This is a genomic window from Streptomyces sp. bgisy100 (assembly GCF_057709105.1).
The window spans coordinates 41727-54220 of sequence record NZ_JBYITE010000008.1 but is presented as its reverse complement, the minus strand read 5'-3'; the positions used below and the strand labels follow the sequence as shown (position 1 = coordinate 54220).

Annotated in this window: 11 protein-coding genes and 1 pseudogene; 8 read left to right on the top strand and 4 right to left on the bottom strand. The window is 73.3% G+C overall.

Features of this window, described 5'->3' with window-relative positions; all coding sequences use genetic code 11:
- Positions 1-6: 6 nt before the first annotated feature.
- Together AC3EQ1_RS07825 and AC3EQ1_RS07820 are read left to right on the top strand one after the other, a co-directional pair.
- A pseudogene (locus AC3EQ1_RS07825) lies at positions 7-963 on the top strand (GlxA family transcriptional regulator); the annotation flags it as partial.
- Between the two features lie 134 nt (positions 964-1097).
- Positions 1098-1739: a DJ-1/PfpI family protein gene (locus tag AC3EQ1_RS07820; RefSeq protein WP_432093558.1), complete on the top strand. Its 642-nt coding sequence runs from the start codon at positions 1098-1100 to the stop codon at positions 1737-1739.
- Between the two features lie 114 nt (positions 1740-1853).
- Here the strand turns inward: AC3EQ1_RS07820 and AC3EQ1_RS07815 are convergent, their stop codons facing one another.
- Positions 1854-2603, bottom strand: coding sequence for an enoyl-CoA hydratase/isomerase family protein (locus tag AC3EQ1_RS07815; RefSeq protein WP_432093557.1), 750 nt, complete (start codon positions 2601-2603; stop codon positions 1854-1856).
- 375 nt (positions 2604-2978) lie between these two features.
- On the opposite strand from AC3EQ1_RS07815, the gene AC3EQ1_RS07810 reads away from it, so the two are divergent.
- Positions 2979-3491: an ATP-binding protein gene (locus AC3EQ1_RS07810; RefSeq protein ID WP_432093556.1), complete on the top strand. Its 513-nt coding sequence runs from the start codon at positions 2979-2981 to the stop codon at positions 3489-3491.
- A gap of 142 nt (positions 3492-3633) precedes the next feature.
- On the opposite strand, the gene idi is transcribed toward AC3EQ1_RS07810, so the two are convergent.
- The 3 genes from idi to galE form a co-directional block, all read right to left on the bottom strand.
- Positions 3634-4227 carry an isopentenyl-diphosphate Delta-isomerase gene (gene idi, locus AC3EQ1_RS07805; protein ID WP_432093555.1) on the bottom strand — a complete coding sequence of 198 codons (594 nt, stop codon included), beginning with the start codon at positions 4225-4227 and terminating at the stop codon, positions 3634-3636.
- Positions 4228-4513: 286 nt separating this feature from the next.
- A complete protein-coding gene (locus AC3EQ1_RS07800) occupies positions 4514-5458 on the bottom strand; it encodes a cation diffusion facilitator family transporter (RefSeq protein WP_432093554.1) in 945 nt (314 codons plus the stop codon).
- Between the two features lie 440 nt (positions 5459-5898).
- Positions 5899-6885 carry a UDP-glucose 4-epimerase GalE gene (gene galE / locus AC3EQ1_RS07795; protein WP_432093553.1) on the bottom strand — a complete coding sequence of 329 codons (987 nt, stop codon included), beginning with the start codon at positions 6883-6885 and terminating at the stop codon, positions 5899-5901.
- A gap of 264 nt (positions 6886-7149) precedes the next feature.
- Here galE and AC3EQ1_RS07790 point away from each other — a divergent pair, with 264 nt between their 5' ends.
- The 5 genes from AC3EQ1_RS07790 to AC3EQ1_RS07770 are packed head-to-tail and all read left to right on the top strand — an operon-like array spanning position 7150 to position 12451.
- Complete coding sequence (locus AC3EQ1_RS07790; protein WP_432093657.1) at positions 7150-8985, top strand: DUF5941 domain-containing protein; 1836 nt, start codon at positions 7150-7152, stop codon at positions 8983-8985.
- Entirely contained in the window at positions 8982-9719 is a 738-nt protein-coding gene (locus AC3EQ1_RS07785) for a phosphocholine cytidylyltransferase family protein (RefSeq protein WP_351514288.1), read from the top strand. The genes AC3EQ1_RS07790 and AC3EQ1_RS07785 overlap by 4 nt, the downstream gene beginning before the upstream one ends.
- Positions 9707-10768, top strand: a complete 1062-nt coding sequence (locus AC3EQ1_RS07780) for an iron-containing alcohol dehydrogenase family protein (RefSeq protein WP_432093552.1) — start codon at positions 9707-9709, stop codon at positions 10766-10768. Before AC3EQ1_RS07785 ends, AC3EQ1_RS07780 begins: the two co-directional genes overlap by 13 nt.
- Positions 10746-11531, top strand: a complete 786-nt coding sequence (locus tag AC3EQ1_RS07775; protein ID WP_432093551.1) for a CDP-alcohol phosphatidyltransferase family protein — start codon at positions 10746-10748, stop codon at positions 11529-11531. The genes AC3EQ1_RS07780 and AC3EQ1_RS07775 overlap by 23 nt, the downstream gene beginning before the upstream one ends.
- An 11-nt stretch (positions 11532-11542) precedes the next feature.
- On the top strand, positions 11543-12451 hold the full coding sequence (locus AC3EQ1_RS07770) for a glycosyltransferase family 2 protein (RefSeq protein WP_432093550.1): 909 nt from the start codon (positions 11543-11545) through the stop codon (positions 12449-12451).
- The last annotated feature ends 43 nt before the right edge of the window (positions 12452-12494 follow it).

The window sequence follows — 12494 nt, the reverse complement described above, 5'->3', positions numbered from 1 at the left end:
GGAGTCATGGCACCCCACACCGTGCTCCTCGTCCTCTTCGAAGGCGTGCAGAGCCTCGACGTCACGGGCCCGCTGGAGGTGTTCACCGGCGCCTCGAAGGCCGCCCGGAACCCGGACTTCTACCGGGTCCGCACCGCCTCCCTCGACGGCGCCCCGGTCCGCACCTCCAGCGGCCTGCTGATCACCCCGGACACCTCGCTCACCGGGACCGCGGCGCCGCACACCCTGGTGGTGCCCGGCGGCGACGGCACCCGCAGCCCCGGCCCCGGGCTGATCGCCTGGCTGCGGGAGACGGCGCCGCGCGCCCGCCGGGTGGTCTCCGTCTGCACCGGCGCCTTTCTGCTCGCCGAGGCCGGCCTGCTGGACGGGCACCGCGCCACGACGCACTGGACGATGTGCGACCAACTGGCCGGGCGCTTCCCCGCGGTGGACGTCGAGCCGGAGCCGATCTACGTCCGCGACGGCCACGTGGCCACCTCGGCGGGCGTCACCTCGGGTATCGACCTCGCGCTGGCCCTGGTCGAGGAGGACCTCGGGCGGGACGCGGCGCTGACCGTCGCCCGCCACCTGGTGGTCTTCCTGCGCCGCCCGGGCAACCAGAGCCAGTTCAGCAGCCAGCTCGCCGCACAGACCGCCCAGCGCCGCCCCCTCCGGGACGTCCAGCAGTGGATCGCCGAGAACCCGGGCGCCGACCTGTCCGTGGAGCGGCTGGCGGAGCGGGCCGGACTCTCGCCCCGGCACTTCGCCCGCGCCTTCCAGACCGAAGTCGGCTGCACGCCCGGCCGGTACGTGGACCGGGTGCGGCTGGAGACCGCCCGGCGGCTGCTGGAGGACTCGGTGGACGGCGTCGAAGGGATCTCCCGCGCCTGCGGCTACGGCACCCCGGAGGCGATGCGCCGGGCCTTCGTCCGCACCCTCGGCACCGCACCGGCCGAATACCGGCGCCGCTTCCGGCCGATGCTCCCGGCCGGCCCCATGACTCCTTTCGCCGGCCTCAAGACCTCGACCGGCCCCAAGGCCACTACCGGCCTCAAGACCTCGACCGGCCCCAAGGCCACTACCGGCCCCAAGCCCCCTACTGAACAGGGACAGTGACCATGCAGATCGCCATCCTGCTCTTCGACCGGCTCACCGCTCTCGACGCCGTCGGCCCGTACGAGGTGCTGAGCCGCCTCCCCGGAGCCGAACCCGTCTTCGTCGGCGAGCGCACCGGGCCCGTACGCAACGAATCGGGCAGCCTCGGTCTCGTCGCCGACGCCCTGCTGGGCGAGTTGCCCGCGCCGGACGTCATCGTGGTGCCGGGCGGCCCGGGGCAGACCGCGCAGATGGAGGACGGGCCGGTGCACGACTGGCTGCGGTCGGCGGACCGAGGCAGCACCTGGACGGCAACGGTGTGCACCGGCTCGCTGATCCTGGCCGCCGCGGGCCTGCTCACGGGCCGCCGCGCCACCTCACACTGGCTCGCGCTGGACCAACTCCCCGCGCTGGGCGTCGAACCGGTGCGGGAGCGGTACGTCTTCGACGGTAAGTACGCCACCGCGGCCGGTGTCTCCGCCGGGATCGACATGGCGCTGGCACTGGCCGGGCGGATCGCCGGGGACACCGTGGCCCAGGCGATCCAGCTGGGGCACGAGTACGACCCGCAGCCGCCCTACGCCGCCGGCTCGCCGGACACCGCGCCGCCGGAGGTCGTCGAGGCCCTGCGCGCCCGCAGCCGCTTCGTCCTTCAGGGGGAGTGACCGAGCTCCAGGGGGAGTGACCGGGGGGAGCCGCCAACGGGCCTGATTCAGCGACCGGGAGCCGGGCGGGCGCGGCTGGGCCCGGCCTGCCGGGGCGGCCCCGCCCGAACGTCCTCAGCCCGTCCAGGTGAAGCGCGGTGCACGCCGTTCCAGGAAGGCGGCGACGCCCTCCGCGGCGTCGCCGCTGCCGCGCGCCTGCTCCGCCCAGTGGGCCACCCGCCCGGCGTCCGCGGGCCCGTTCGCGAACTCCTTCGCCGCGGCCTGGGTGAGCAGCGACCGGGAGGTGAGGACCCGGGTGAACTCCGCGACCCGCCGGTCCAGGGCGTCCGCCGGCAGCAGTTCGTCCACCAGCCCGGTCCGCAGCGCCCGCTCGCCGTCGATCAACTCCGCCGAGAAGAGCAGGTACTTGGCGGTGGCGGGGCCGACCAGGGCGGTCAGCCGGCGCGTGGCGGAGGCCGGGTAGACGATGCCGAGTTTGGCCGGGGTGACGCCGAAGGACGAGCCCTCGGCCGCGAACCGCAGATCGCAGGCGGCGGCGAGCTGGCAGCCGCCACCCACGCAGTAGCCCCGGATCGCCGCCAGGGTCGGCTTCGGAAAGGCGGCGAGCGCCTCCTCGGCGGCCACCGCGAGGCCCTGGGACTCACCCGCCGACTGCCGCAGCGAGCCGATGTCCGCGCCCGCGCAGAAGGTCTCCCCGGCGCCGGTCAGCACCAGGGCGCGGACCTCCCCGTCGTCCGCGACCCGCGCCAGCAGCCGGGGCAGCTCCTGCCACATGGCCGTGGTCATGGCGTTCCGCTTGGCGGGGTGGTCTATGACGAGGGTCGCGACACCGTCGGCGACGTCCAGCTGCAGTCCGGGCTCCATGCGCCGGATGCTATCCGGAGCGCTTCAGCGGATGATCAGCCGCCGGGGGTACGCCACCGGGAGTACACCACCGCGCTCGGTGGCCCGGCTTCCGCCCGGCCCCTCTGCGCACACTTCGGCCGACGAGCGGATTCCGGAGGGGCGACGGAACGGAAGCGGACGGGCAGGAACAGTCAGCCATCCGGCAGCGTCACACACAGCCGCGCAGTATCCGTCGATACCCGCCGACTTCCTGTCAGCACTTCGGTACGGACCAATGGATTACCAAGACTTGACCCGTGAGGCGGAACCGACCGCTGTCGCGGCGGGCCGGTCCCGCCGGAGCGGTGGGCGGAGCTGCGGAATCGTCGCCTGGGTCGAGAGTGGGTGCCGGACATGGAGTTCCGCGGGAGCGTTCCGCACGACCCGGGACAGCCCACCGCGACCCCCGTGACGGACGGGCCGCCGAGCCGGCCGCCCTACGAGGGGATCTGGCGCTTCACCGTTCCCGCCCTGGACTCCTCGGTGCCGCAGGCCCGGCACGCCGTCCGCGATCTGCTCCAGGACCAGCGTGTTCCGGCCCTGGACGACATCGTCGAGGGCCTGCTGCTGATCGTCTCCGAGCTGGTCACCAACTCCGTCCGGCACGCCGCGCTGCTCTCCCCCGAGGTGGGCGTGGAGGTCGCGGTCGGCGCCGGCTGGGTGCGGGTGGCGGTGGAGGACGACCACCCCTACCGGCCCAAGGCCCTCCACGCCGACCAGGGCGGAACGGGCGGCCGGGGGCTGCTGCTCGTCCAGGTGATCACCGCGGAGGCGGGCGGCGTCTGCGACGCGGAGCGCACGGCGGGCGGCGGCAAGGTGGTGTGGGCCGCGCTGCCGCTGGCGGGCCCGGGCCCCGCGCTGTCGTGACCTACGGGCTCGCCGGCCGCCCGCCGTTCCACCAGCCGCCCGCCGACTTCCACCAGCCGGCCTCCGGCTTCACACCGCGCCCCCGGCTTCTCACCCGCCGTTCTCCGGCGCGCTCCGGCTTCTCACCAGCCGCTCTCCGGCCTCACCAGCCGGCCGATGCCCCCGTCAGCTCCCTGATCGCCGGACGGGCCGCGTCGAGCACGGTCATGAACCAGGCGGAGAACGGCCGCTCCGCGTGCAGCCGCGCGAGCTCCTCCGCGCTCACGAAGGCCGTGCCGCCGACCTCGTCGGGGTCGGGCTGCGGCGGCGCCTGGACCAGCCCCACGAAGAGGTGGTTGAACTCCTGCTCCACCAGCCCCGACGCCGGGTCCGGGTGGTTGTAGCGGACCGTGCCGGCCTCGCACAGCAGCGACGGGGAGACACCCAGCTCCTCCGCCGTGCGACGGGCGGCGGCGGCGAACGGCGCCTCCCCGGGGTACGGGTGGCCGCAGCAGGTGTTGGACCAGACGCCGGGGGAGTGGTACTTCCCCTCGGCCCGCTGCTGGAGCAGCAGCCGGCCGGAGGAGTCGAAGAGGAAGACCGAGAAGGCCCGGTGCAGCCGGCCGGGCGGCAGGTGCGCGGAGAGCTTCTCCGCGGTGCCGATCGTCGTGCCGCTCTCGTCGACCAGTTCGAGCATGATCGGTTCTGCGACGCCGTTCGGTGAGACGTCCGCCGCGGAGGCTGGTGTGGTCGGCATGGCCATCCTTCGGTTGGGCTGCGAACCTCCAAGTCTGCCGTACCGGCCGGGAAAGGCTCCAGCGCCGCCCTCGCGTTTCCCCGATCCGCGGCGCGATCGGTGGCCCGGGAGGCGCCGCGCGCCCCGCCGGGCGTCGCGCACGGCGGAGCGGCGGGCACGGCGGAGCGGCGGGCTCCGGGGGCGCGGCCGGCTCACGGGCGTTGCCGACTGAGGAACGCGGCCGGCTCAGCGGCCGGCGCACCGGCGGGGCCGACTCGGTGGTGCGGCCCGGCTCAGTGGCCCCGGCTCAGTGGCAGAGCCGCGCCTCGTGCACGGCGTGTCCCGAGGGCTCCAGCTGGAAGGTGCAGTGCTCCACGTCGAAGTGCTCCCCGAGACAGTTCCGGAGATCGTGCAGCAGCTTCTCGTGGCCGACCGCGTCGAGCGCCTCCTGGCTGACCACGACATGTGCGGAGAGCACCGGCAGGCCGGAGGTGATCGTCCAGGCGTGCAGGTCGTGCAGCCCCTCCACCCCGGGGAGGTCCAGGATGTGCCGCCGGACCGCCGCCATGTCCACGTCCTTCGGTGCCGCCTCCAGCAGCACGTCCAGCGCCTCGCGGAGCAGCTTCCAGGTGCGGGGGACGATCATGAGGCCGATGAGCAGCGAGGCGACGGGGTCGGCCTGGCGCCAGCCGGTCGCCATGACGACCGCCGCCGAGACGATGACCGCGAACGACCCCAGGGCGTCCGCCACCACCTCCAGGAACGCCCCCCGGACGTTGAGGCTCTCCCGCTGGCCGCGCAGCAGGACGGCCATCGAGATGAGGTTCACGACCAGACCCACCAGACCGAAGACGACGGTCAGCCCGCCCTCGACCTCGGTGGGCGTGATCAGCCGCCGGACCGCCTCGTACAGGATGTAGCCGCCCACGCCGAACAGCAGCAGGCAGTTGGCGACCGCCGCCAGCACCTCCGCACGGGCGTAGCCGAAGGTGCGGCGTTCGCTCGGCGGCCGGTTGGCGAAGTGGATGGCGAGCAGCGCCATCGAGATCCCGACGGCGTCCGTGGCCATGTGCCCGGCGTCGGCCAGCAGGGCCAGGGAGCCGGTGACGACCGCGCCGGCGATCTCCGCCAGGAGCACGGTCAGGGTCAGGCCCAGCGCGATGCGCAGCCTCCCGCGGTATGCCGCGGCCGCGGTGCCGGTGGCGCCGGGCGGCGGCCCGTGGGTGTGTCCGTGATCGTGCCCTGCCCCCATACCCGCTGCCTCCAAGGGTCGCTGACGCTGTGGTGTGCGGTGCCGGCGTGGCCCGGTCGAGTGCCCGCCGTGATCACAGTGAACTACTGGTGCACCGTGCCCGGCAACACGGCACTGAACACCGTTGTCATTGCCTCTGACCTGCTGTTATGTCATCGGCGCAGGACCTGCGGGAACGTCCTTCCGGGGGCAGTCCGGGACCCTCACCGGGGGTCGGAAGCGGGTCGCCGCCGCCGGCGGGGGAAGGCCGTCGGCGGGAGCGAGCCTGCGGCGAGCGATCGGACGGGCGGTACGGGAGCAGCGGGACGGGAGCGGTCTCGACGCGGCCGTCACGAGCGGCCCGGGTCCGTCAGCGGCGCGGGAGAGCCCGCCGGCGAGATCCGGCCCGACCTCGTCAGCCAGGCGCCTCCGCCCCCGTCACCAGCGGTCCGGCGCCCCCGTCAGCGGGTGCGGGCCTCCGGGTGCCGCAGGCACCAGCCCTCCCACGCCGACTCGACCATGTCCCGCACATCGTGCCGGGCGCTCCAGCCGAGCTCCTTGGCGATCAGGTCGGCGGCGGCGACCACCCGGGCCGGGTCGCCCGCGCGGCGCTCCACCACCCGCGCGGCCGGTTCCGTACGGCCGGTGACCTCCGCGACCAGGTCGGCCAGCTCGCGGACGGATACCCCGTGGCCGGTGCCGATGTTGACCGTCAGGTCGCCCGGCCCCTCCTGTGCGGCCAGCCGGCGGGCGGCCACCAGATGGGCGTCGGCGAGGTCGGCGACATGGATGTAGTCGCGGATGCAGGTGCCGTCCGGGGTCGGGTAGTCGCCGCCGAAGATCAGCGGGGCCTCGCCGCGGGTCAGCGCGTCGAAGAACATCGGGATGACGTTGGACACGCCGAGGTCCGACAGCTCCGGACGGGCCGTGCCCGCCACGTTGAAGTAGCGCAGACAGACGGTGGCCAGGCCGTGGGCCCGGCCGGTGGCCCGCACGAGCCACTCACCCGTGAGCTTGGTCTCGCCGTACGGGTTGATCGGCACGCACGGGGTGTCCTCCGTGACGAGGTCCACATCCGGCATCCCGTACACCGCGGCCGAGGAGGAGAACGCGAACCGCTTCACCCCGGCCGCCACCACGGCCTCCAGCAGCACCGTCAGCCCGTGCACGTTCTCCGTGGAGTAGCGCAGCGGCTGCTCGACGGACTCGCCGACCTGCTTCCGGGCCGCGAGGTGCACCACCCCGGTGACGTGGTGCCCGGCGAGGGTCCGGTCCAGCAGTTCGCGGTCCAGAACGCTGCCGCGGACCAGGGGGACGCTCTCCGGCAGGCGCTCCGGGAGACCCGAGGAGAGATCGTCCAGGACGACGACGTTCTCACCGGCCTCCGTCATGGCGCGCGCCACGTGTGCTCCGATGTAACCGGCTCCACCGGTGATCAGCCATGTCATGCGCGGCAGCGTAACGCCGGTGCCGTTTGTCGTGGGGCGCCGTGATCGACCATGATGCTCCGGACGGATCTTCATCGGTCGTCGCCAACCCTTCTGCGGCCTTGTGCGGGCGTAAATGGGCGATGAACGATCGCTTCCGAGGATCCGATAGCCTCTGCCGACGTGCCGCCCGCCCGTACCGGAGCCGGGGCGTGTCACGACCCGCCTGTCCGGACACCCCGGTGCTCCGCGGCGGCCACGCCAGCAGTCAAGGAGTGAATTCGTCTGTCGACCGCCATCCTCACCGGTCCGCCGGTCGCCGGGTCGCAGCTCGAGGGCGACCTGCGGTCGCTGGGCTTCGACGTGGTCGCGGCCCCGGCCGGTGACGACCTGGCGGCGCTGGCCGCCGCGCTGCCCGCCACCGAGCGCGTCGCCGTGGTGGACTCCCGGCTGGTCGCCCACCGGCACGCCCTGCGGATGGCGCTGACCGACCCCCGCTTCCCGGCCGCCGCGGTGACCGGCGCGGTCACCGTCCAGCCGGAGGACCGCCCGGCCCTGCTGCGCGCGCTCGCCGAGGCCGCCGCCCCCGCGACCGTGGGCGCGGACACCGCCGGCGCCGCGGAGCCGGCCGCCGGACCCGGCGCCGTGCCCGAGCGCACCGCCGCCGCCCTGGACGCCGCGGGCGTCGCCGTGCACCGCCCCGAGCTGGGCGTTCTCGTGGCCCGGGTGCCCGCCGACGACGCCGAGCTGGCCGAGACCCGCGCCGCCCTGGACGCGGTCGACGACGAGCAGGTGCGGCTGCGCACCGCCGTGAAGGCCCGCGACGGCTTCTTCACCACCTACTGCATCAGCCCGTACTCGCGGTACGTGGCCCGCTGGTGCGCCCGGCGCGGCCTCACCCCCAACCAGGTCACCACCGCCTCGCTGCTCACCGCGCTGATCGCGGCCGGCTGCGCGGCGACCGGCACCCGCCCCGGCTACATCGCCGCGGGTGTGCTGCTCATCGCCTCCTTCGTGCTCGACTGCGCGGACGGGCAGCTCGCCCGCTACTCGCTGCAGTACTCCACGATGGGCGCCTGGCTGGACGCCACCTTCGACCGCGCCAAGGAGTACGCGTACTACGCCGGGCTGGCCCTCGGCGCGGCGCGCGGCGGGGACGACGTCTGGGCGCTCGCGCTCGGCGCGATGGTGCTCCAGTCCTGCCGGCACATCGTGGACTTCTCCTTCAACGAGGCGAACCACGACGCCTCCGCGAACACCAGCCCCACCGCAGCCCTCTCCAGCCGGCTCGACAGCGTCGGCTGGACGGTCTGGCTCCGCCGGATGATCGTCCTCCCGATCGGCGAGCGCTGGGCGATGATCGCCGTCCTCACCGCGCTGACCACCCCGCGCATCGTCTTCCTCGCGCTGCTCATCGGCTGCTCGATAGCCGCCTGCTACACCACAGCGGGCCGGGTGCTGCGCTCCCTGACCCGCCGGGCCGAGCGGACCGACCGCGCCGCGCAGGCCCTGGCCGAACTCGCCGACTCCGGTCCGATCGCCGAGGCGGTCGCCGGGAAGCGGGGCGGCGCGGCACGCGTGGGCTCGTTCGCCGCGCCCGTCTGGGCCGCGGTCGGTACGGCCGCCCTGCTGGCCACACTCGCCTTCCGCCCCTTCGGTGACTGGACGACCGTGCTCGCCGCGCTCGTCTACGCGCTCTGCTCGGGCCGGGCCGTGGCCCGGCCGCTCAAGGGCGCCCTCGACTGGCTGGTGCCGCCCCTCTTCCGGGTCGCCGAATACACCGCCATCCTGATGCTTGCCGCCCGTTCGGAGGAGCAGGGCGCCTTGCCTGCGGCTTTCGGGCTGGTGGCCGCCGTCGCCTACCATCACTACGACACGGTGTACCGCATCCGCGGCGGCACCGGCGCGCCCCCGCACTGGCTGGTGCGGGCGATCGGCGGGCACGAGGGGCGGGTCCTGGTGGTTACGATCGCCGCCGTCCTGCTGCACCACACAGGTTTCACCATCGCGCTGACGGCCCTTGCAGTGGCCCTGGCGCTGGCGGTGCTCATCGAGAGCATCCGTTTCTGGGTGTCCTCCGGGGCACCCGCTGTACACGACGAATCAGGAGAACCCGCATGATCGGCCTCGTGCTGGCAGCCGGCGCCGGACGGCGTCTGCGCCCCTACACCGACACCCTGCCCAAGGCACTGGTGCCGGTCGACGGCGACACCACCGTCCTCGACCTCACTCTCGGCAACTTCGCCGAGGTGGGCCTGACCGAGGTCGCCATCGTCGTCGGCTACCGCAAGGAGGCCGTGTACGAGCGCAAGGAGGCCCTGGAGCAGAAGTACGGCCTCAAGCTCACGCTGATCGACAACGACAAGGCCGAGGAGTGGAACAACGCCTACTCCCTGTGGTGCGCCCGTGACGCGATCAAGCACAGCGTGATCCTCGCCAACGGCGACACCGTGCACCCGGTCTCCGTCGAGAAGACCCTGCTCGCCGAGCGCGGCAAGGGCCAGAAGATCATCCTCGCCCTCGACACGGTGAAGCAGCTCGCCGACGAGGAGATGAAGGTCATCGTGGACCCGGAGAAGGGCGTCCAGCGCATCACCAAGCTGATGGACCCCGCCGAGGCCACCGGCGAGTACATCGGTGTCACCCTCATCGAGGGCGAGGCCGCCGAGGAGCTCGGCGACGCCCTGAAGACCACCTTCGAGCGGGACCCCGACCTCTACTACGAGGACGGCTACCAGGAGCTCGTCAACCGCGGCTTCAAGATCGACATCGCGCCGATCGGCGACCTCAAGTGGGTCGAGATCGACAACCATGACGACCTGGCGAAGGGCCGTGAGATCGCGTGCCAGTACTGACCCGACTCATCCCGTCGCCGCTCGTCGTCGACATCCGGGCCGGGGCACTGGACGATCTGGCGGGCGTCCTCGCCGACCAGCGCATCTCCTCCTCGGGGAAGCTGGCCATCGCCATCAGCGGCGGCTCCGGGGCGGTGCTGCGCGAGCGGCTCACCCCGGCGCTGCCCGGCGCGACCTGGTACGAGGTCGGCGGCGGCACCCTCGACGACGCGATCAAGCTCGCCGATGAGATGAAGTCCGGGCACTACGACGCGGTCGTGGGCCTGGGCGGCGGCAAGATCATCGACTGTGCGAAGTTCGCCGCCGCGCGCATCGGCCTGCCGCTGGTCGCCGTGGCGACGAACCTGTCGCACGACGGCCTGTGCTCGCCCGTGGCGACGCTGGACAACGACGCGGGCCGCGGCTCGTACGGTGTGCCGAACCCGATCGCGGTCGTCATCGACCTCGATGTGATCCGCGAGGCCCCGGTCCGCTTCGTCCGCTCCGGCATCGGTGACGCGCTCTCGAACATCTCCGCCGTGGCGGACTGGGAGCTCGCCCACCGCGAGACCGGCGAGCAGATCGACGGACTGGCCGCCGCCATGGCGCGCCAGGCGGGCGAGGCCGTGCTCCGGCACCCGGGCGGCGTCGGCGACGACGGCTTCCTCCAGGTGCTGGCCGAGGGTCTGGTGCTCACCGGTATCTCGATGTCCGTGGCGGGCGACAGCCGCCCGGCGTCCGGTGCCTGCCACGAGATCAACCACGGTTTCGACCTGCTCTTCCCCAAGCGCGCCGCCAGCCACGGCGAGCAGTGCGGCCTCGCCGCCGCGTTCGCCATGCACCTGCGGGGCGCTCAGGAGGAGTCCGGTCTGATGGCGCAGGCCCTGCGCCGGCACGGGCTGCCCGTCCTGCCGGAGGAGATCGGCTTCAGCGTGGACGAGTTCGTCCAGGTGGTGGAGTACGCACCGCAGACCCGGCCCGGGCGCTACACGATCCTCGAGCACCTGAACCTGTCCACCGACCAGATCAGGGACGCATACGCCGACTATGCCAAAACCGTCACTAGCTGAACTCCGTCCGGTCGTTCACCCCGGTGGGCTGAAGGACCGGCGCAGCGGGGAGCACTGGGCCGGGCGCATCTACATGCGGGAGATCTCGCTGCGGTGCACCCGGCACCTGGTGAACTCCCGGATCACGCCCAACCAGTACACCGGCCTCATGATCGTCGCCGGTGTGGCCGCGGGCGCGGCACTGCTGGTGCCCGGCCTGGCCGGGGCGGTGCTCGGCGCACTGCTGATCCAGGTGTACCTGCTCCTCGACTGCGTGGACGGAGAGCTGGCCCGCTGGCGCAAGCAGACCTCGATCACCGGGGTCTACCTCGACCGGGTGGGCCACTACCTGAGCGAGGCCGCGCTGCTGGTCGGCTTCGGCCTGCGCGCCGCGGACCTGTTCCACCGGGACGGTTCGGCCACCGAGTGGCTGTGGGCGTTCCTCGGCACGCTCGCCGCGCTCGGCGCCATCCTGATCAAGGCGGAGACGGACCTGGTCGACGTCGCCCGTTCGCGCAGCGGCCTCCCGGCCGTCAAGGACGAGGCGTCGGTGCCGCGCTCCTCCGGCCTGGCCCTGGCCCGCAAGGCCGCGGCCGCGCTGAAGTTCCACCGGCTCGTCGGCGGCGTCGAGGCGTCGCTGGTGATCCTGGTCGCGGGGATCGCGGACTTCGTCCACGGTGACCTGCTGTTCACCCGGATCGCCGTGGTCCTGCTCGCCGCGATCGCGGTGCTGCAGACCGTGCTGCACCTCGTGTCGATCCTGGCCTCGAGCAGGCTCAAGTGAAGGCGGCCCCGATGCACCGGAACCCGGGGGAGAGCTCCCCGCAGACCGCGAAGGTCGGAGCGGTCGTCCTCACCATGGGCAACCGCCCCGAGGAGCTGCGCGCCCTGCTCGACTCGGTCGCCAAGCAGAACGGCGACCGGGTCGAGGTGGTCGTCGTCGGCAACGGTTCCCCGCTGCCCGAACTCCCGGACGGCGTCCGGACGGTGGAGCTGCCGGAGAACGTGGGCATCCCGGCCGGCCGGAACGTCGGCATCGAGGCGTTCGGCCCCGGCGGCGGTGACGTCGACATCCTGCTGTTCCTGGACGACGACGGTCTGCTGCCGGGTGTGGACACCGCGGAGCTCTGCCGCGAGGCGTTCGCCGCCGACCCGGAGCTGGGCATCATCAGCTTCCGGATCGCGGACCCGGACACCGGCGAGACCCAGCGCCGGCACGTCCCGCGGCTGCGCGCCTCGGACCCGATGCGCTCCTCCCGGGTCACCACCTTCCTGGGCGGTGCGAACGCCGTGCGCACCACCGTCTTCCAGCAGGTCGGCGGCCTGCCGGACGAGTTCTTCTACGCCCATGAGGAGACCGACCTCGCCTGGCGGGCGCTCGACGCGGGCTGGATGATCGACTACCGCTCCGACCTGGTGCTGTTCCACCCGACCACCGCCCCCAGCCGGCACGCGGTCTACCACCGGATGGTCGCCCGCAACCGGGTCTGGCTGGCCCGCCGCAACCTCCCCGCGCCGCTCGTCCCCGTCTACCTCGGGGTCTGGCTGCTGCTCACCCTGGCGCGACGGCCCTCCCGCCCCGCGCTGCGGGCCTGGTTCGGCGGCTTCAAGGAGGGCTGGACCACTCCGTGCGGCCCCCGTCGTCCCATGGGGTGGCGTACGGTGTGGCGTCTGACCCGACTGGGCCGACCTCCCGTGATCTGACAAGCTCGGGTCTGAGAGCATCGGGCGTGCCCCGGGACCGGCA